The organism is Microbacterium sp. VKM Ac-2923 (assembly GCF_022815605.1).
GTDB lineage: Bacteria > Actinomycetota > Actinomycetes > Actinomycetales > Microbacteriaceae > Microbacterium.
Genome location: NZ_JALGRP010000004.1, coordinates 314,067 through 332,846, shown reverse-complemented (window position 1 = coordinate 332,846; position 18,780 = coordinate 314,067). Strand labels below are relative to the sequence as shown.

16 protein-coding genes and 1 pseudogene are annotated in these 18,780 nt (G+C 67.9%); 13 read left to right on the top strand and 4 right to left on the bottom strand.

The features are described from left to right. Window positions 1-2: 2 nt before the first annotated feature. The 6 genes from MT347_RS09440 to MT347_RS09415 all read left to right on the top strand — a co-directional run bounded on the left by MT347_RS09440 (window position 3) and on the right by MT347_RS09415 (window position 7,999). A complete protein-coding gene (locus MT347_RS09440) occupies window positions 3-782 on the top strand; it encodes an ATP-binding cassette domain-containing protein (protein ID WP_243500418.1) in 780 nt (259 codons plus the stop codon). Then, window positions 779-1,861: an ABC transporter permease gene (locus tag MT347_RS09435; RefSeq protein ID WP_243500416.1), complete on the top strand. Its 1,083-nt coding sequence runs from the start codon at window positions 779-781 to the stop codon at window positions 1,859-1,861. Before MT347_RS09440 ends, MT347_RS09435 begins: the two co-directional genes overlap by 4 nt. A gap of 44 nt (window positions 1,862-1,905) precedes the next feature. After that, a complete protein-coding gene (locus tag MT347_RS09430) occupies window positions 1,906-2,895 on the top strand; it encodes an ABC transporter substrate-binding protein (protein ID WP_243500415.1) in 990 nt (329 codons plus the stop codon). A gap of 364 nt (window positions 2,896-3,259) precedes the next feature. Continuing rightward, window positions 3,260-4,132, top strand: coding sequence for a class II fructose-bisphosphate aldolase (locus MT347_RS09425; RefSeq protein WP_308194226.1), 873 nt, complete (start codon window positions 3,260-3,262; stop codon window positions 4,130-4,132). Further along, complete coding sequence (locus MT347_RS09420; protein WP_243500413.1) at window positions 4,129-5,118, top strand: 1-phosphofructokinase family hexose kinase; 990 nt, start codon at window positions 4,129-4,131, stop codon at window positions 5,116-5,118. The genes MT347_RS09425 and MT347_RS09420 overlap by 4 nt, the downstream gene beginning before the upstream one ends. Before the next feature lie 67 nt (window positions 5,119-5,185). Further along, window positions 5,186-7,999, top strand: a complete 2,814-nt coding sequence (locus tag MT347_RS09415) for an FAD-binding and (Fe-S)-binding domain-containing protein (protein ID WP_243500411.1) — start codon at window positions 5,186-5,188, stop codon at window positions 7,997-7,999. Between the two features lie 35 nt (window positions 8,000-8,034). Here the strand turns inward: MT347_RS09415 and MT347_RS09410 are convergent, their stop codons facing one another. Beyond that, the gene (locus MT347_RS09410) at window positions 8,035-8,334 is read right to left on the bottom strand and encodes a hypothetical protein (RefSeq protein WP_243500409.1); all 300 of its coding nucleotides are present in this window, start codon (window positions 8,332-8,334) and stop codon (window positions 8,035-8,037) included. A 773-nt stretch (window positions 8,335-9,107) separates the two neighbouring features. On the opposite strand from MT347_RS09410, the gene MT347_RS09405 reads away from it, so the two are divergent. Next, window positions 9,108-10,163 (top strand): IS110 family transposase, encoded by a 1,056-nt coding sequence (locus MT347_RS09405; RefSeq protein WP_243500407.1) that lies wholly within the window; start codon window positions 9,108-9,110, stop codon window positions 10,161-10,163. Window positions 10,164-10,226: 63 nt separating this feature from the next. On the opposite strand, the gene MT347_RS09400 is transcribed toward MT347_RS09405, so the two are convergent. Further along, the gene (locus tag MT347_RS09400; RefSeq protein WP_243500405.1) at window positions 10,227-10,628 is read right to left on the bottom strand and encodes a RidA family protein; all 402 of its coding nucleotides are present in this window, start codon (window positions 10,626-10,628) and stop codon (window positions 10,227-10,229) included. A gap of 126 nt (window positions 10,629-10,754) precedes the next feature. On the opposite strand from MT347_RS09400, the pseudogene MT347_RS09395 reads away from it, so the two are divergent. The 4 genes and pseudogenes from MT347_RS09395 to MT347_RS09380 all read left to right on the top strand — a co-directional run. Beyond that, window positions 10,755-10,913, top strand: a pseudogene (locus MT347_RS09395) (helix-turn-helix domain-containing protein); the annotation flags it as partial. A 54-nt stretch (window positions 10,914-10,967) separates the two neighbouring features. Next, a complete protein-coding gene (locus MT347_RS09390; protein WP_243500499.1) occupies window positions 10,968-11,735 on the top strand; it encodes a YafY family protein in 768 nt (255 codons plus the stop codon). A gap of 265 nt (window positions 11,736-12,000) precedes the next feature. Further along, window positions 12,001-12,333, top strand: coding sequence for a hypothetical protein (locus MT347_RS09385; RefSeq protein ID WP_243500403.1), 333 nt, complete (start codon window positions 12,001-12,003; stop codon window positions 12,331-12,333). Window positions 12,334-12,774: 441 nt separating this feature from the next. Further along, window positions 12,775-12,954 (top strand): hypothetical protein, encoded by a 180-nt coding sequence (locus MT347_RS09380; RefSeq protein WP_243500401.1) that lies wholly within the window; start codon window positions 12,775-12,777, stop codon window positions 12,952-12,954. Window positions 12,955-13,013: 59 nt separating this feature from the next. On the opposite strand, the gene MT347_RS09375 is transcribed toward MT347_RS09380, so the two are convergent. Beyond that, window positions 13,014-15,476 carry an AAA family ATPase gene (locus MT347_RS09375; protein ID WP_243500399.1) on the bottom strand — a complete coding sequence of 821 codons (2,463 nt, stop codon included), beginning with the start codon at window positions 15,474-15,476 and terminating at the stop codon, window positions 13,014-13,016. 440 nt (window positions 15,477-15,916) lie between these two features. Here MT347_RS09375 and MT347_RS09370 point away from each other — a divergent pair, with 440 nt between their 5' ends. Continuing rightward, window positions 15,917-16,492 (top strand): hypothetical protein, encoded by a 576-nt coding sequence (locus tag MT347_RS09370; protein ID WP_243500396.1) that lies wholly within the window; start codon window positions 15,917-15,919, stop codon window positions 16,490-16,492. 8 nt (window positions 16,493-16,500) lie between these two features. After that, complete coding sequence (locus tag MT347_RS09365; protein ID WP_243500394.1) at window positions 16,501-17,130, top strand: uracil-DNA glycosylase; 630 nt, start codon at window positions 16,501-16,503, stop codon at window positions 17,128-17,130. A gap of 351 nt (window positions 17,131-17,481) precedes the next feature. On the opposite strand, the gene MT347_RS09360 is transcribed toward MT347_RS09365, so the two are convergent. After that, window positions 17,482-18,729: an HAD-IA family hydrolase gene (locus tag MT347_RS09360; RefSeq protein ID WP_243500392.1), complete on the bottom strand. Its 1,248-nt coding sequence runs from the start codon at window positions 18,727-18,729 to the stop codon at window positions 17,482-17,484. Window positions 18,730-18,780 lie beyond the last annotated feature (51 nt).

Here is an 18,780-nt window from a genome sequence, read left to right as displayed (position 1 = left end):
CGATGTCGTCAGTCACCACTGCCGTCCCGGTGCTGCAGGCGCGGGGTCTGTCGCGCCAGTTCGGTCATGTCCGCGCCCTCAACAACGTCGATTTCGAGGTCTACCCGGGGGAGGTCACCGCGTTGATCGGTGACAACGGGGCCGGGAAGTCGACCCTGGTGAAGGCCCTGTCGGGAAACCTTGCCATCGATGAGGGGGAGATCCGCTTCGACGGCAACCCGATCGAGATGTCCAACCCGCAGGTCGCCTCCGCCCTCGGTATCGAGACGGTGTACCAGGACCTCGCCCTCGCCCCGCATCTGGACCCGGTGCAGAACATGTACCTGGGTCGGGAGATCCGCCGCCCGGGCCTTGCCGGGGCCCTCGGCTTCATGAAGACGAAGGACATGGCCGTCGCCTCCCGCGCCGCGTTCGACGAACTCGGCGCGACCGTCCGCTCCCTGACCTCACCGGTGGGGGAGATGTCGGGTGGGCAGCGGCAGGCGATCGCGATCGCCCGTGCCGTGCACTGGGCGGGCCGCCTCGTCTTCCTCGACGAACCCACCGCGGCCCTGGGGGTGCGTCAGACCAAGAACGTGTTGGAGACGATCCGTCGAGTGCGGGACAAGGGCATCGCCGTGGTGCTGATCTCCCACTCGATGCCGCACGTGATGGAGGTCTGCGACCGCATCCAGGTGCTGCGCCTGGGAACCCGCGTCGCCAACATCAACGCCAAAGAGACCTCCATGGAAGAACTCGTCGGGCTCATGACCGGCGCCGTCACGAAGGACGACCAGAAATGAGCACCACGACACCGCCGACGGAGACGGTCGCGATCGGGACGTTCGACGATTCGAAGCCGAACTTCTTCGTCGGGCTGCTCAAGGCGCAGGCCTTCCAGATCCTCATCATCCTCATCGTCATCGTGCTGATCTTCAGCGCACTGGCGCCGGACTCCTTCGCCCAGTGGTCGAACTTCCGCCTCATCATCCAGAACGCCTCGATCCTGGCGGTGCTCGGCGTCGGGATGACGTACATCATCATCACCTCGGGCATCGACCTCTCGGTCGGGTCGGTGCTGGTGTTCTCGGGCGTCGTCTCGGCGACCGTGATGCGGGCTCTGGGCGGCGAGGGCTGGGGCGTCGCCACCGTCGGCATCCTGGTCTCGATCTTCAGTGGCGTGTGCTGGGGGCTCTTGAACGGCTTCCTCATCGCCAAGGCGAAGATCCCTCCGCTCATCGTGACGCTGGGCTCGCTCGGCATGGCGCTGGGGCTCGCCCAGATCATCACCGGGGGCGTCGATATCCGTGACGTCCCGACGGTGCTCACGGTCTCGATCGGGTACGGCAACGTGTTCGGCTCGCTGCCGATCATCAGCGTCATCGCGCTCGTGGTCGTGGTGATCGGGGCGATCGTGCTGCACTTCACCAAGTTCGGCCTATACACCTACGCCGTCGGCTCCAGCGAGCTGGCCGCTCGTCGCGTGGGCGTGAAGGTCGACCGCCATCTCATCGCGGTTTACACGCTGTCGGGATCGCTCGCCGGGCTCGCCGGCATCCTGGCCCTGTCGCAGTTCTCGACCACGGCGATCGCCGGTCAGTCGCAGACCAACCTCAACGTCATCGCGGCCGTGGTCATCGGCGGAACGTCCCTCTTCGGTGGCGTCGGCACGATCTTCGGCACCGTGGTCGGCCTGTTCATTCCGGCGGTGCTGCAGAACGGGTTCGTCATCACCGGTGTGCAGCCGTTCTGGCAGCAGGTCGCGGTCGGCGCGGTGCTGATCACCGCGGTGTACGTCGACCAGGTGCGCCGCACCGCCGCCACGCGCGGCAACACCCAAAGCCTCTGGCGGAAGTTCGTCAGCGGAGGACGCCGCGGCTGACGCCACGGCATCCGACATCACACCAAGAGAGAACGGTCATCACAATGCAGTGGAACAGCAAGGTTCTCGCGTTCGCCACCCTGGGCGCCGCAGCCACCCTCGTCCTCGCCGGGTGCTCCGGCGGCTCGTCGTCGGGCGGTGCCTCGGGTGGCGCCGAGGACGGGTACAAGATCGCGTTCGTGCAGGGTGTCGCCGGGGATGAGTTCTATATCTCCATGCAGTGCGGCATCGAAGCCGAAGCAGAAAAAGAAGGCGCCACCGTCACCACCCAGGGCCCCGAGAAGTTCGACCCCACCCTGCAAAAGCCCATCGTGGACGCCATCGTCGCCTCCCAGCCGGACGCGTTGCTCATCGCCCCCACCGACGTCTCGGCCATGCAGGCGCCGATCGCGGCGGCGGAGGCTGCGGGGATCAAGGTCGTCCTCGTCGACACCACCCTGGAAGACCCCTCCGGCGCGGTGTCGCAGATCTCCTCCGACAACGAAGGCGGCGGGGCTGCAGCCTTCGAAGCCATCCAGGAAGCCAACCCGGACGGCGGCAAGGTGCTCGTCGTGTCCACCGACCCCGGCGTGTCCACCACCGACGCCCGCGCGAGCGGCTTCGAAGACGCCGTCGCCGAGGACTCCAAGTTCGAGTCGGTGGGGGTGCAGTACTCGCACAACGAGCCCTCCACCGCCGCGGAGATCGTGACCGCCGCTTTGCAGAAGGACCCCGACATCGTCGGCATCTTCGCCGCCAACCTGTTCGCCGCTGAGGGCTCCGCCACCGGTGTGCAGCAGGCCGGCAAGCAGGGCTCCGTCACCATCGTCGGCTTCGACGCCGGCCCCGCCCAGGTGAAGGCCCTCGAAGCCGGCACCGTGCAAGCCCTCGTCGCGCAGGAACCGGCGACGATCGGCTCCGACGGCGTCAAGCAGGCCATCGCCGCACTCAAGGGTGAAGCCACCGAGGAGAAGATCCAGACCGGGTTCACCATCCTCACCAAGGACAACATCGCCACCGACGGCGCCGACGCCGTCTACAAGTCGTCCTGCTGAACCCCGGATGCCGGGACCCCGCACTCACGGTGGGGTCCCGGCATCCCCCCTCCCGCGTGAGTTGCCAGATTTCGTCGCCCCGGTCCCCCTCGAAGCGACAAAGTGTGGCGACTCACACGGCACGCACTCACCCCCCTCCCGCGTGAGTCGCCAGATTTCGTCGCCTCGGCCCCCCTCGAAGCGACAATGTTCGGCAACTCACGCGAAGAACCCACGGATCCGGACCTCGCGCGCGACGCCGGGGTCGCGGCATCCCCCCCTCCCCGCGTGGGGTGTCACGGTTTGTCGCTTCCGGCACCTCGGAAGCGCCACAGTCCGGCAACTCACGCGAAGGAACACCCACCCCGACGAGAAAGACACCGCCGTGCCCCTGGCCGACATGCCCGAACTGCTCGCCGCGCACCGCGCGGTCGGGGCCTTCAACTTCATCACCCTCGAGGTGGCCGAGGCGGTCGTCGCCGGGGCCGAGGCCGCGGACACCTGCGTCATCCTGCAGCTGTCGCAGAATGCCATCGCGTTCCACGGGAGTCTCGCCCCGGCAGCCTCTGCGGCCCTGCGGCTCGCCGAGTCCGCGCGCGTGCCCGTCGCCGTGCACCTCGACCACGCGACCGAGGAATCACTCGTCGACGAGGCGCTGGCCGTCGGCATCCGCTCGGTCATGTTCGACGCCGCGCATCTCGCCGACGCCGAGAATCTCGAGCGCACCGCCGCGGTCGCCGCCCGTGTGCACGCCGCCGGAGCCTGGATCGAGGCCGAGCTCGGCGAGATCGGCGGCAAGGGCGCCCACGCACCCGGCGTGCGCACCGACGTCGAGGAGGCGGTGCGCTTCGTGCGCGCCACGGGCGTCGACGCCCTGGCCGTCGCCGTTGGCAGTGAGCACGCCATGCGCGAGCGCAGCGCCCGGCTCGACGAGCATCTCATCGCCGAGCTCGCCGCGGCCGTGCCCGTGCCGCTCGTGTTGCACGGGTCGAGCGGAGTCGCCGACGCGGGCATCGACGGGGCCGTGCGCGCGGGCATGCGCAAGATCAACATCGGCACGCACCTGAATACCGTGCTGACCGCGGCGGTGCGCGAAGAGCTCGCTCGGGATCCGGATGCCATCGACCCCCGCCGGTGGCTTGCCCCGGGGCGCGCGGCGGTGGCCGCGGAGGTGTGCCGGTTGCTCGACGTGATTTCGGGCCGCGCCGCGACCGGTCACGCCGCATCCGGAACCGTCGCGGCGGGCGACGGCGCATGACCGGCATCGTCACCCTGACCGCCGCCGGGGCGATCGACGCCACCTACCGCATCGGGACGCTGCGTCGTGGGTCGTTCACCCGCGCCGAGAGCTACACGCGCGAGGTGAGCGGCAAGGGCGTCAACGTGTCGGCCGCCCTCGCGGCGGGCGGTGCCGACACCGCGGCGGTGGTCGTGCTCGGTGCCGACGACGTGCGTTTCGCTCGCGCGGGGCTGACCGCTCCGCTGCTGCGCATCGTCGAGGTGCCGGGCGCGACCCGCGTGAACACGTCGATCATCGACGCCGACGGTGCGACCACGAAGGTGAACGCGCCCACCCCGCCGCTGTCGCTGGAGGCCTGGGATGCCACGATCTCGGCGCTGAGCGAGGAGCTCGCCGACCGCACCGAGCCGTGGCTCGTGATCTCGGGCAGTCTGCCGGAACTCGCCGGGACCGGAGCCCTTGTCGACCTCGCCGCCGTCCGCGCGGTGGCGCGGCAGCATGGGGCGCGCATCGCGGTGGACACCAGCGGGTCGGCCCTCGACGCGCTGCTCGCCGACCCCGTCGGCATCGACCTGCTGACCCCCAACGCCGAGGAGCTGTCGGCGGCGGTCTGGCGTCCGCTCCACACCCTCGGCGATGTGGTCGCCGCCGCACGGGAGATCGTGGCGCGCGGAGTGACGACCGTGCTGGCCAGCCTCGGTGCCGACGGCCTCGTCGCCGTCACCGCCGACCGCGCCGTCTTCGCGCGGGCCAACGCCCCCTCCGTCGCCAACACCGCCGGGGCGGGGGACGCCGCCCTCGCGGGGTTCCTCCTCGGCCTCGCGCGCGAACCCGCCGCGGACGCCGACCCGCTGGCCGTGGCCGCCGCCTCGGCCGCCGAATGGGGGGCGCACGCCGTCGCGCACGCGTCGACCATCGTCGCAGGGCCGCCGGTCGGCATCCGGGCCGTGGTCGAGACCTCTCCCGACCTCTCGCGCGTGCTGACCGAGGAGGGGGAGGCGTGAGCGGCATCGCGGGCGGGCGTGACGCCGGTCCGCGCCCCCGCCGACCGCCCACCGCGAAGGACGACGCATGACCCTGGCAGCACCCGAGATCGCCCCCGAGATCGCCGCGGCCGTGGCCGATGCCGCGCGCATCCGCACTCGCGCGATCGACCGCGTCGCCTACGCCAACGACGCCTCGCACTACCTGCTCACCCCGGATGCCGTGGTGGTCGCCGCCGACGCGGCCGAGGTGGGCGCGATCCTGCGCGGGGCCACGGCATCCGGTACCCCGGTGACCTTCCGCTCGGGTGGGACGAGCCTGTCGGGGCAGTCGTCAGGGGCGGGGCTGCTGGTCGACGTGCGGCAGGGGTTCGGCCGCATCGACGTGCTCGACGGCGGCCGACGTGTGCGCTCCCAACCCGGGGCGACGGTGCGCCAGGTCAACGCACGACTGCTGCGGCACGGGCACCGCCTCGGACCCGATCCAGCGAGCGAGGCCGCCTGCACGATCGGCGGGGTCGTTGCGAACAACTCCAGCGGGATGGCGTGCGGGACGGTCGAGAACTCGTATCGCACCCTCGAGGGGCTCGTGCTGGTCTTGGCATCGGGAACCGTCGTCGACACGGCAGCGCCCGACGCCGACGCGGTGCTTCGGGCGAGCGAGCCTGATCTCGTCGACGGGCTGATGCGCCTGCGGAAACGCGTGGTCGGCGATGCCGCCAGCGTCGCGCTCATCGAGCGGCAGTTCGCGATGAAGAACACCATGGGATACGCCCTCAACGCGTTCCGCGACTTCGACACTCCGGCGGCGCTGCTCGCCCACCTCGTCGTCGGGTCGGAGGGCACCCTCGCGTTCGTCGCCGAGGCGACCTTCCGCACGGTGCCGATCCGCCCGGCCATCGCGACCACGCTCGCGGTGTTCCCCACGTTGGACGCCGCGACGCGCTCCCTTCCCGCGCTGGTCGCGACCGGGGCGGCGACTCTCGAGCTGATGGATGCCACCTCCCTCCGTGTCGGCCAGCGTCTGGCCGGCACCCCCGCCGCCATCCACGGCTTCGAGGCGACGACGCAGGCGGCGTTACTCGTGGAGTACCACGCGGACGATCTCGACACGCTGCGTTCGCTGGCCGACAGCGGCTCGCGCGTGCTGAGGGGTGAGGAGCTTCGCACCCCCGCCGTCTTTTCGAGCGACCCCGTTCAGCGCACCGCCGCCTGGACCTTCCGCAAGGGCCTCTACGCCTCGGTCGCCGGCGCGCGTCCCAGCGGCACGACCGCCCTGCTCGAGGACGTGGTCGTGCCGGTCGACCGCCTCGCCGACACGTGCGGCGGACTGCAGGAGCTCTTCGCACGGTTCGGCTACGCCGACAGCGTGATCTTCGGCCACGCGAAGGACGGCAACATCCACTTCATGCTCACCGATCGGTTCGAGGGGGCGAAGGCCCTTGGGCGCTTCGAGGGCTTCACCGACGCGATGGTCGACCTGGTGCTGGCGGCGGGGGGAAACCTCAAGGCCGAGCACGGCACGGGCCGCGCGATGGCCCCGTACGTGCGTCGGCAGTACGGCGACGAGCTGTACGAGGTGATGGTGGAGCTCAAGCGTCTGCTCGACCCGAGCGGCATCCTGAATCCGGGGGTGATCATCGACGACGACCCCGGGGCGCACATGCGCCACCTGAAGGCGCCGGTGTCGATCGAGCCCGAGGCCGATCGGTGCGTGGAGTGCGGGTACTGCGAGCCCGTGTGCCCGAGCCGATCGCTCACCCTCACACCGCGCCAGCGGATCGTCGTGCGGCGCGCCTCGACCGCGGCCCGTGAGCGCGGCGACGGGGCACTCGTCGCCGAGCTGGAGAAGGACTACGACTACGACGGCGTGCAGACCTGCGCGGTCGACGGCATGTGCCAGACGGCGTGCCCCGTGCTCATCAACACCGGAACGTTGATGAAGCGCTTCCGTCGAGAGGATGCCAACCCGGTGCTGGCCGCGGGATGGTCAGCCGCGGCGACCGGGTGGGGTGCGGTGACGCGGGCGGGGTCGGCGGCGCTGTCCGTGGCTTCGGCGGTTCCGATGCCCGTCGTGCGGACGGTGACGGATGCCGCGCGCGCGGTGCTCGGCACGGATACGGTGCCGCGCTACTCGGCGGAGCTTCCCGCGGGAGGGGCGTCGCGGCGGTCGCTGGGGTCGGTTGTCGGGGCCTCGGGGGCGGAGCCGTCGGTGGTGTTCCTGCCGGCGTGCGTGGGGAGCATGTTCGGGCCTTCCGGGGGGATCGGTGCGACCGCGGCGTTCGTGCGGCTGCTCGAGCGAGTCGGGGTGTCCGCGATCGTGCCCGACGGCATCGATGCGCTGTGCTGCGGAACCCCGTGGTCGTCGAAGGGCTACGCGAAGGGCCACGCGACGATGACCGCGCGCGTGCGCGCCGCCGTTCGCTCGGCGTCGCGCGACGGCGCGCTTCCGGTCGTGTGCGACGCGTCGAGCTGCACGGAGGGGTTCGCGGCGACGCTGCGCGATGAGGGTGTGGAGGTCGTGGATGCCGTGGCCTTCGCGGCATCCGATCTGCTTCCGGCCCTGAGTCCCACGCCGGTGGCGGACCTGCTGGCCCTTCACCCGACCTGTTCGTCGAAGCAGCTGGGCATCGACCCGGCGCTGCGGGCCGTCGGCGAAGCCGTGGCATCCGAGGTGCGCGTCCCCGACGCGTGGGGGTGCTGCGCCTACGCCGGCGACCGGGGGATGCTGCACCCCGAGCTGACCGAGGCCGCGACAGCCCCCGAAGCGGCCGAGGTCGCCGGGTGGGGCGCCGACGCGCACGCGTCGTGCAACCGCACGTGCGAGCTGGGGATGACGAAGGCCACGGGGGAGCCGTACGTGCACGTGCTGGAGCTGTTGGAGCGGGCGACGCGCGTCTGAATGGGCGCGTCCCCTGTGAACGCAGGCGTCGCCGGTCACCGGGCAACGAAGACGGACAACCCCGCTAAGAGAGCGGCGCCGAAGGAGAGCCACAGAAGCCACCGATGCCATCGCCGGGGCTTTCCGGGTGGGTTGCCGACTAGCTGCGTGGCGAGACCGAGTTCTGCGCGGATCTCATTGGCGCGCGTTTGCAGGCGATCCTGAAACTCCGCGTGCCCGAGGCCACCCCCGGGCACGCGGAGAGCGTTCGCGATCGAGGATTCGATCCGCTGCTCGAGATCGCCGAGTTCGCGGCGAAGGCGGTCTTCGCGGCGGACCAGGTCGGAATCGTCCATGATGCCTCTTCGACAGTGACTGACGGCCGCGTGGCCGATCGAGAATTCAGTGTCGGGGTCGGGCCGTGAGCCGTCTAGAGCTTTACAAGCGGAGGGGGTTCGTGGTGCGAAACTTGTCCGCTTGGCTCCATTCGGAGCGGCGAGAATGCACGGTGCAGGATAGGTCGCAAGGGGTGGTGGCCGCGATGCGCCGCTGACAGCATTCGGTCGTGGCAGAGGGACTCAGGCGATCGCGGGCGCGAGGGCGCCTGAACCGATGAGCGCCGTCTGAGAGGCTCTCGCCGCGCTCGTCGACCCGATCCTGGCGTTCCTGGTCCGGGGGAAGGACGATGGCGATGCGGAATCGCCCCCCGATGATCCTTCGCCCACCTAGAGCGAGGCGGCGGGATGGCTCATCAGTCACGAATCTGCGCCCCCTTCTCGCGGGGGTGCGGAATCGCCCTGCGATTTCGTCGACGATCGCTTTCGCTTCCCATACAGGAGCACTGTCAGACGCGCAGAATATTGAGTATGGCTCTCGTGCCCCACACTCTCTAATGATCTCGGCTGGCCAGGTGCCGGCTGTCAGGCTGGATCTGGCTCGCTCGGACGTGACTCATCACACTCTTGACCGCAGTGTCCTGCTGGGGACCTGTCCGTCCGAGCGAGCCAGTACCGGCGTGACGCTGCGATGGCTTGATAGAAGGTTGTCCGCGACTTCGGTCGCGTGACTCGTTAGAGAGATGCCTCCGCGGCGCATCCCACCCGGATGACCCCTGAGGAGAAGAGGCCGCATGATCGTCGCCCACCACTACGACCACGTCGTCGGAGTCGACACCCACGCCCGCACCCACACCTACGCGATCGTCGCCACCAAGACGGGCGAGATCCTCGGGACAAGAGCATTCCCGGTGACGGCGTCGGCGATCGACAGAGCGATCGCCTGGGTCGAAAGCGTCACGAGCGGATCGGTGTTGTTCGCGATGGAAGGCACCGGCTCCTATGGGGCATCGTTGGGCCGGGCGTTGCAGCGCGACGAGATCGTGTTCTGCGAGGTTCGACCGCCGAAGAAGTCGAGCCGCGTCCGCGGCAAGTCCGATGAGATCGACGCGATCGCTGCCGCGACCTCGGCGATGGGTATCGAGCTCGACGCACTGATTCGCCCGAAAGCCGACGGGCTACGCAACGCGCTCCGCGTGACGCTCGACGCTCGCCGCGACATGGAGATCCGTCGCACGAGCGCACGGAACCAGTTGAACGCGCTGGTCCGCACTGCGGACTTCGGCCTCGATACCAGGCGCGCGCTCACTGATCGCGGGGTGCAGAAGCTCGCCGAACTGGACGCTCACCATGACGATGTTGCGCAGCGCATCATTCGAGGCGAGGCCATCCGGCTGGCTTCGACGGTGATCGAGCTGGGGCGACAGATGCGCGAGAATCGCGAAGCTCTTGCCGAACTCGTCGAGCTTCTCGCGCCTGGCGTGCAGCAGATTTATGGCGTCGGCCCGGTCACCGCCGCTGTTGCCGTCGCGGCGTATTCCCATCCAGGGAGAGTGCGCAGCGAGGCAGCCTTCGCGGCCCTCGCGGGGGTGAACCCGATACCGGCGTCGTCCGGCAACACCACTCGCCACCGGCTGAATCGGGGCGGTGACCGTCAGCTGAACCGTGCGCTCGATGTGATCGCTCGCGTGCGAATGGTGTCCGAGGCGCGAACTCGTGCTTACGTCGATCGCCGCACAGCGGAGGGCCGGACGGGGCGAGAGATCCGGCGAAGCGTGAAGCGGTACATCGCCCGCGAGCTGTTCAAGGCGCTCGAATCGCGGATGAGCGCCGTCCCGCTCCCGGCATAACGCGTCCCCTGCCGGTGCGGCGCCGCTCGCGCCATCGGGCGACGCGAGCGGCAACCGATCCGGTCAGGCGACAGCAGTGCCTTCGAGCTCCACCACTTGGCCCGGAATCGCCAGGCGCGTGACCTCGAGCATGGTTGTGGTCGGCGCGACGCCTGCCGCTCCCAGGCGCCCTGCCAGCTCGCCGTAGTGGGGGAACAGCGCGTCGATGTCGGTCGTGTAGACGTTGAGCCGGACGAGGTTCGAAAGCGTCATTCCGGCGCCGGCGAGCACTGCTTCGAGGTTGTCGACGCTCCGTGCGAGCTGCGCGGCGACGTCGCCGTGATGCTCCGGTCGGCCGTCCGCGCTCATCGCCGTCTGGCCCGACACGTAGAGCGTGCGGGTCTGTCCTGAGACGACCTCGCCCTGATTGAATCCCATCTCCAGCGACCAGGTAACCGGGTTCACGGCCGTTCGTTCGAGCGTCATCTTCTCTCCATTCGCATTTCGAGGCGACCGAGTCTCGGCCGCCTCGTGCACCGCTCATCACGGTGTCCTACGAGCTTCTCGACAAATCACGACACCTTCCGTCATGTATCTCTGGGAAAATTTCGTATGCGTGCAGATCGGCTGGTGTCTCTCGTGCTGCTCCTGCGCCAGCGAGGCCGGCTCACGGCGAATGAACTCGCTGGCGAACTCGAAGTATCTACGCGAACAGTCCTCCGCGACATCGAGGCCCTGTCCACGGCAGGCGTTCCTGTCTACGCTGACCGCGGCCGTCACGGCGGATTCTCGTTGCTTCCTGGGTTCAGGACAGAGCTGACCGGATTGAACCCGGACGAGGCCCTTGCCCTCCTCGCGGCGGGAGGAGGCACCGGGAAGGACGTGCTCGGCCTCGGCCCCGCCCTGTCGTCCGCCCTGCGGAAAGTGATCGACGCCCTCCCTGACGGGCAGCAGCTCGCCGCCGTCGGCTCCGCTCAGCGAGTCCTCCTCGAGCCCGAAGCCGACCTCCTGGCGCGACCCCGGAGCGTGGAGAGAATTCCTGAGGCAGTGATGACCGAGGTGAGACGCGCTGTGCTGAACGGCCATCGACTGCGCATCGAGTACGCCGCCGAGAATCGCGTGGCGGCATGGCGCACGACCGACCCGATCGGACTGGTCACCGTACGAGACAAGGGCTACCTCCTCGCCACCGTCGACGGCAACGACCGCACCTACCGGCTTTCCCGAATCGTCACCGCCGAAGAACTGGACGAGCCCGCCCAACGGTCCGGCGCCGTCGATCTCGAAGAACTCTGGCGACAACGCAGCGCGAAGTTCCGAGCCGGCGACTCGCAGCTCACCTCGCTCGTCCTCATAGATCCGCGCCGACGAGAGGACCTCGCCACCACAGCAGTGACCATCACCCACGAGACGGTCGATTCGGACGGGCGCCTACGCATGGAGGTGACCTTCCAGGACCTCCGACACGCGGAGTGGGCGCTCTGGCAGCTCGGCACTGACGCTGAGGCACTGACCCCCACCCCGCTCCGCGCAACGCTCCATCGACTGGCCCTCGAGCTAGCCGACCGGTACGGCCAAGGCGCTAGCCGATAAAAGCGACGTGGCAGAAGATCGCACGAGCGTCATAGCGGCCCCCAGGCTTGAGGGTTCCGAGCAGAACCGCTCCGCTGGTCGTGCTGTCGGCGGCTTGGACGGGCGACTTGATGCCCGAGGGGATGCGAAGCTCCCGCTTGACGTGGACCCATAGAAGGATCCCCAGGCGGTCGCTGAACCTCTGTGCGTCGCACTCGACCCGCTCATAACGCTGCACGGCTTCTCTGCGGGACGACCGGGATTCTCCACGTCCACGGTCGGGGTTGTGTATTGCTCGGAGCACGGCGACTTCCGCCGCCGCTTCCCGACCATCGCGCCCGATATCGACTATTCAGATGACGGCGCCTGCACGGACCTTAATGTCCAGATCGCCCTCGACAATCCCGCTCGCCTCCGAGAGGTTCAGCTCGACGGTCATGGCCTCGAAAGACTCGCCCGGGACGCACAGAGAGAAGATCTGCAGGAGCACATCGGCCGTCTGTACGCCGTGCCGCTGGGCGAGGCCATCCCCCTCCTGGGCGAGGTGATGACGGCGATTCTCTCGACCGCTTCTGACGCGTCCCCGTGCGAACGCGGTGGCACTCCTTCCCTGTCGTGACCGCAGGACGCGGGCGGTGCGTCGTCCATATTCTTCGCACCCCGAAGGCACCATCCCCGCAGCCCTTCCCCGCGCATCTTCTGGGCGTATCTCGTTGTTGCGCAGAGAAGTATGGGAGGGGACGAGCGCGCCGAGGCTTGAAGCTCTAGCGGGTGCACGGGCGGCGAATATGAGCGCGCTCGGTGGCGGATTGTCAGCGACCGTGGCCGAGGACTCGACTTAGGAACGATCGCGGCCGCGACTTCACAGGGTCGGCGTCGGACGCCAGCGTGTGCCCGTCCGGCACGACGTAGCCGCCGCAGTCAACCACGACTCCCGCAATGTCGACCGTGACGCTCTGCACGCGGAGGATCCCCGCGTCGGAATCGTAGGGACTCCTCTCCCCAGGCACATAGGCCGTCTCCGTGCGGTCTCCCTTGGACCAAGTGAGCCCTCGCGAAAATGGCCGACCTCAGCGAAGTCGACGACCTCGTCACAGACTCCACCGCCGACCCAACGGCCCTTCGCCAGATCCGCGACGCAGGCGTCTCCATCCACGTGGTGAACGTGCACGCCAAGCAGCCGAGCGATCATCGCGAAGTCGAACGGCTTCGCACCAAGCCCGACATGGTCCGAAGGTAAATGGGGCGGCGACACTAGAACGCCGCGACGGGCGAGAGGGTGAAGCTTCGCGGACCTGTCTAGGACTTTAGGTTCTTCGCCGACATGACCCGTGTGGCATGGTCGCCATTGTCGACGGGAGCCGAGGTTGCTGATGCTTCATGGCTTTCCTCGCTCGACGCAACGGTAGATATAAGTAGTGGGGCCGCCGGATCTTGAGTTGCGTCGTCCTGATAAGCCTGACGCTCTTTCTCCCCGAGAGCTCGGATTGCGGTACGGAACGCCTCGAAGTCCTCCACGGTCGGCCGAGTCAGATCCTCCAGCTCGTGTTTCTGTCGGATGGTGGCGATGCGCTTGGTAGCTTCGTCGACCCAGTCGCTCTGGCTGAATCCGTCCGCCAGTTCTCGGAGAAGTCGTCTGGCGTCACGCTTAGTGATCCCCTGGGTATGAGCCCTGAGGAACGTTCTGACCGAGCGTTTGACCTTGTCGTCGCTGCGGTCGTGGTCTTCCTCTACTTTGGCGGCATCCAGAACCGCCGCAAGGTGGGTCAGGAGGTTCTCGAAACGTTCCCGCAACTCCGGAACGCCTGAAGTATCGGGGGCGCTTTCCAGAAGCGCGACCAACTCGCGAGCGAGGCCGACCTTTTCGATATGTTCGCCTGGGAAGGCGTCCTCGTATGCGGCACGTAGCGGTTCCCAGACGTGGTGCGTTGCAGCCACCGCCTCCTCTAGCGCGGCGAGTGGGAACTTCGATGCATTAATCTCCGCCAAGTTCACAAAACGGGTGAGGTGAGCCAAGGCAGCACGGTGGACCAGGGGGACTGGAAGCAGGTCCTCAATCTCTTCAACGATCACTCCACGATCGAAGGTCAGTCCCGAGTCTTTTGCCCACTGATCGAGCATGACGACATACTCGTCTTTCAGTACTCGCTTCTTCCGTGCCTCACCGCGCTTCAACACCTTGGCGGCGTCAGTGCCCGAAACATCGCCGTCGAGCAGCGCCACGCAGGGTGGCTTGATGCTGTCTCTCCCCCGTGCGAGATAGACCAAGTAGGGGATGCCGTCCGCACCGCCGGCGGCGACGATTGTCACGTCGTTCAGGTTGAGGTTGTCGGCCTTGGTGCCGAGGCGGCGGGACAAGTGCGCGGAGACGCCGGCGATCAAGAGCTGGTCTGCGAGCCCCTCGACGAAAAGGTTTTGACCCCCTATGAAGGCCGTCTCGGCGACGTGTGAACCGAGTGATGATCGCAGCGGCTCATATCGATTGTTTGCGGCGTCGTGTACGACCCGCGTTCCTTCGTCGTCGGACCCTTTGTCGAGCACCCGAATGCGCTCGGGTGCGTTCTTGTCGATTAGGAATGGGGAGTGCGTGACATAGATCACCTGACTACCCGGGCTACCGTCCTCGGGTAGTGCATAGTCGCGCAGCACCCGCAGGAGGTCCTGCTGACCGATGCTGGACAGGAACGCGTCCGGCTCGTCCAGCAGCAGGACGTCCGGTCGTGTTTGTGTAAGCCGGTGCGCGGCGAGCTGTACGAAGTAGCTGAGGAAGTAACGCAAGCCCTGGCTGCGTTCTCCGAAGGAATAGGTGGCGCCGGTCCGGTCGCGAATTGTAAAAGCGAGTTCGTGCTCACGCGCCTCTAGTACGAGTTCGAACTCACGGTCCTGGGTCCACCACCGCTGCACGTTCAGGTTCTCGCGCACGGCGGTGTTCATAGCGCCGACGACAGCTTCAACCTGACCCTCGCGGCCGGAGGCCAGAGCATCCTTCAGCTCAGCAAACGCTCGAGGGTCGATTTTTGCCGCGTCAACGAGCAGCATGCGAGCCAGTTCAAACTCGTCTCGCCGTTGCCGCTCAACCGACTCGGATGCCTCGTCGGCGGGCGCCGCCAGGGCAGGAGCGACAACCTCTCCGACCGCGGCCGCAGTAGGGTCCGGCAGCGCAAAAAGACGCTGGAAGATGCCGCTACGCTGTCGTCTCTCATGCAGTCGGGTGCGCTTTTCGCCGGTGAGCTCGGCGATTGAGACACTGTCTGGTATCGCGACCCCCGTTTTCAGTTCGAACGTGTCCGGCAATGCATCTTCGAGCTTCTGCAGCTGTGCGGAAGGCAGCTTGACTTTCGTTTCATCGATGACAAGAAACGGTTCGTCGGATCCGGGGCGGTAGAGCGAGAAAGTCCGTGCGTCGCGGAGCGCGGGCACCCCGACGATTTGCTCGCCCTCCTCGAGCGTGATTGTGACCCCAAACTCTGGCAGTCGGATCTGTCCGGCCTGCACGGAGTATTCCTCGCTGTACCTGCAGAAGTCTTGACGGCGTATGGGCGAGCCGGTGAGACCTGCCTGAACTGCCCGCAGGAGCTGACTTTTGCCAGCCTCATTCGCCCCGACGACCGCAGTGATGTCGGGCTCGAGGCGCACACGGACGAAGGGATGCCAGGGTTGTGAGTCTTCCCATGCCGCTGGCTCGCTAGATTCCCGCGCCCTGTGTTCGAAGTCGAAGTTGAAAGAGCGGAAGAACCGCACATCTATACGAGACAGCTTCACGAGTGCTCCTCCAGTTTCGCAGTCTTGAGACAACCGTGATGTGCAAACTACCGTCAGTGGCACGAGGCGTCTCTTCCGGACCGGACGGGACCTGACCGTGTTGTCTCGGTCGGCACCTCGTTCGACCGCTAACTGCCCGCGTCAGTAGCACGGCTAAGGCTCGTCGATCACTTCACGGTGGGCGAAACCGATCGGTTTTGCACCACACCTGCGAGCCGCGTGTGGCATGGCCTTGCGGGGCGGCGAGCCTGATGGACAACGAAGGGGCACTCCGGCCGTGGTCGGGGTGCCCCTTCGTGTTGCTGGTGCGTTGCTACCTGAGGCCTGTACGAGTGGGAGGACGTGAACCTGAGGTGTGCCGTGGCCGCCGCCACGGCCTCGCTAGGCTCGGCAGACGGTGACCGTTCTGGGCGGTTCCGACCAGGCCGACGAGGAGCGACGTGGACTTTACGCGGGCGGACGCGCACACGCTGGGGTCCGCGTTGACACGCATCGGCGTGACGTGGAACTACGACAAGGACGGTGATATCCGGCTGCGATTTAGAGGGTCCAAGCTGACGGACGGCCTTGTCTACCAGCTCAACACCGACTGGACCGTCCAAGGGGAGTTTCTTGGCGGGCGGGCAGTCCCGCAGCCCGACGGCTCAACGGCGTACGAGTTCCCGCGCAGCGGACGGATGCCTACCGCTATCGCGCAGAAGGTGGTCACCGCATATCTCATGCCCCGCCCGCAGGGCTTGTTGGTGCAGGTGCACCTCGCGGTGTTTCCGCTCGATCAGCCGCGGCCATTCCACATCAAGATCGCTCCAAACCCCGCAACGGTGCATGCAGTCGAACTGCGCCACCCCGGTTTCACCGGAACCGGGGACGGACGCCAGTTCTGGATGACATATTGCAACGCGGCAACCAATGCGTCAGACGACGATTTCAGCTTCTTCATCAGTCATCTCATCGACGTGGGCCGCGACCTCTTCGAGGCGCCCTTCACCGGGTGGATGTTTTTCGGGAACCTTTGAAACGCGGCATGTTCCTCACCCATCCCCGCGGCTTCGCCGATCCCGCCCACGTCACCGAACGCCTGGCGATGCTGGGCACCGAGCCGGGCGTTCAACCATTGCGCGCATGGGCGCACACGCTTGAACAGGACCGTGGAGTGACCGTCCCCCAGTTCGACCCGGCCGAGGCTGGGATCGACGCGAAGGTGCTATTCGTCCTGGAGGCGCCCGGACCAATGACTAACGCCGGCAACCCCCTCCGGGGGTCCGGGTTCATCTCAGTCGATAACGATGATGAGACCGCCGCGTTCCTCTGGCGCTGCCGCGCGGCCGCCCACCTGTCGGACGGGGTGCTGCACTGGAACATCGTTCCTTGGTACCTCGGGGACGCCTCGGTGAAACCGAATGCCGCCGAGCTCACCCAGGGTGGCGCGGACCTGCGGGAGTTGCTGAAACTGCTTCCCTACCTCGAGGTGGTCGTCCTGTGCGGCAGCTACGCCCGTAATGGGTGGCGAAAGCACGTCGCGCCGTACCTGGCGAATAGCCCGGAGGTACTCACGACGTGGCATCCGTCCAAGCGGGGTGTCATTTCACAGCAGCGGAAGAACGAGTTCGCCGCGACGGTGCGACAGGCGGCAGAGTTGCTCGCCGGTAGATGACGCCTTCTCCTTGAGTGAGGCGTGCTCCTCACGGCTTCGCCCGCGCCGGTGGTCGCGGCGCTGTGGTGCAAAACCGATCGGTTTCGCACCACCTATGATCGCGCGCGTGACGCGCATCGAGAAGCCCGACAACTCGCGGCCGCGATCGGTGCAGAACCCCGTTGCGAAACGCGGCACCGTGCCAAACGGGTCCCGATCTTTTCGCATCGGTTGTTCTTGTGTCGACGGCGCACGCCCCGGGGGGAGACCCCGACGCCGTGTCGAGGGGGCGGGGCTCCGGCCAGAGGGATTGCGGACAGAGAACGTCTTCCCGTCCCGAACGCCCCGCGCGCAGCGCACGCAGCTCCGCTGTCAGAGCCCGGCAGGCACCAACCGCAACGCCCCCGACGCCAGAACCTCCACCCGCACAGCATCCAACCCGTCCACCACGAGGTCGGCGCTCAGCTCCTCCTCCGCCGTCGTCCCGGTCAGCGCGAGAACGGCGCACCCCGCCGCGCGGGCCGCGGCGATGCCGGCGGGGGCGTCCTCGACGACGAGGCAGCGGGCCGGGTCGACGCCGAAGCGGGACGCGGCCAACAAAAACGGCTCGGGGTGGGGTTTGCCCTGCACGACGTCGTCGACCGTGACGAACACGTCGGGCCGGTCGTAGCCCGACGCAGCGAGGCGGGCGGTCGCGATCGGCACCGACCCCGACGTGACGATGGCCCGGCGCCCGGCGGGCACCGACGCGAAGAAGGCGGCGGCTCCGCGGATGGGGAGGAGGCCCACGGCATCCGTCACCTCGAGGTCGGTGACGTGCACGAGCGCTTCGGCATGCCGGTCGGCGGGCAGCAGGTGACCCACGAGCGTGCGCGCGGGCTGGCCGTGGTTAGCGTGCAGGGCTTCCATCGACACGCCGAAATGCTCGGCGAATCGGCGCCATGACCGCACCACGGATGCCGTCGAGTCCACCAGTGTGCCGTCGAGGTCGAAGAGCACGGCGTCGAACTCGCGCGTGAAGATCGCAGCGCTCGCGTCGACCGGCCGCCGGATCCCCAGCGCCGGCAGGACGCGGGCCAATTGCTGCGCCGTCGACAGCTCGGCGTCGACGGCGGTCACCGGGATCGAGGGTGCCACGGGGGCGGTGTCGGGCCGGTGCGCGTCGCGAGACGCTCCGCGTGAGGAGCGACGGGATGCCAGCACGGCGGGGTCTCCGTCGACGTGCACGACGTGCGGCTCGGCGGGGGAGAGGGCCGCAACCAGCTCCGCCCACTCGGGACCCCCGGTGAGCTCGGCGGTGAACGGCGCCACGACCACCACGCGACCCGCGGTGGAGAGGGCATCGGCGGCGGTGGCGCGCAGGGCGGCGTAGCGTCCGGCGCGGATCGCGGGGGCGTGCGGCGACGTGAGCCAGTGGTCACTCAGCACCCCGGCGGGCAGGGCGTCGAGGAGGGGCGTGGTCACGCTGTCGAGGTCGACGAGGGGCGCTCGCAGGCGCTCAGCGATCGCCCGACCGAGCGTGCTCTTGCCACTGCCGGCCGTTCCGGCGACGACGACGGCAAGCGATTCGGGTATTTGACACGGCGACGGCATACCCCCACCATAGACGTAGCAAGTCACCGGTGTCATGCTTGGAATTCCGGGACTCGAAGAAGTTCCGGAGAGGACGGC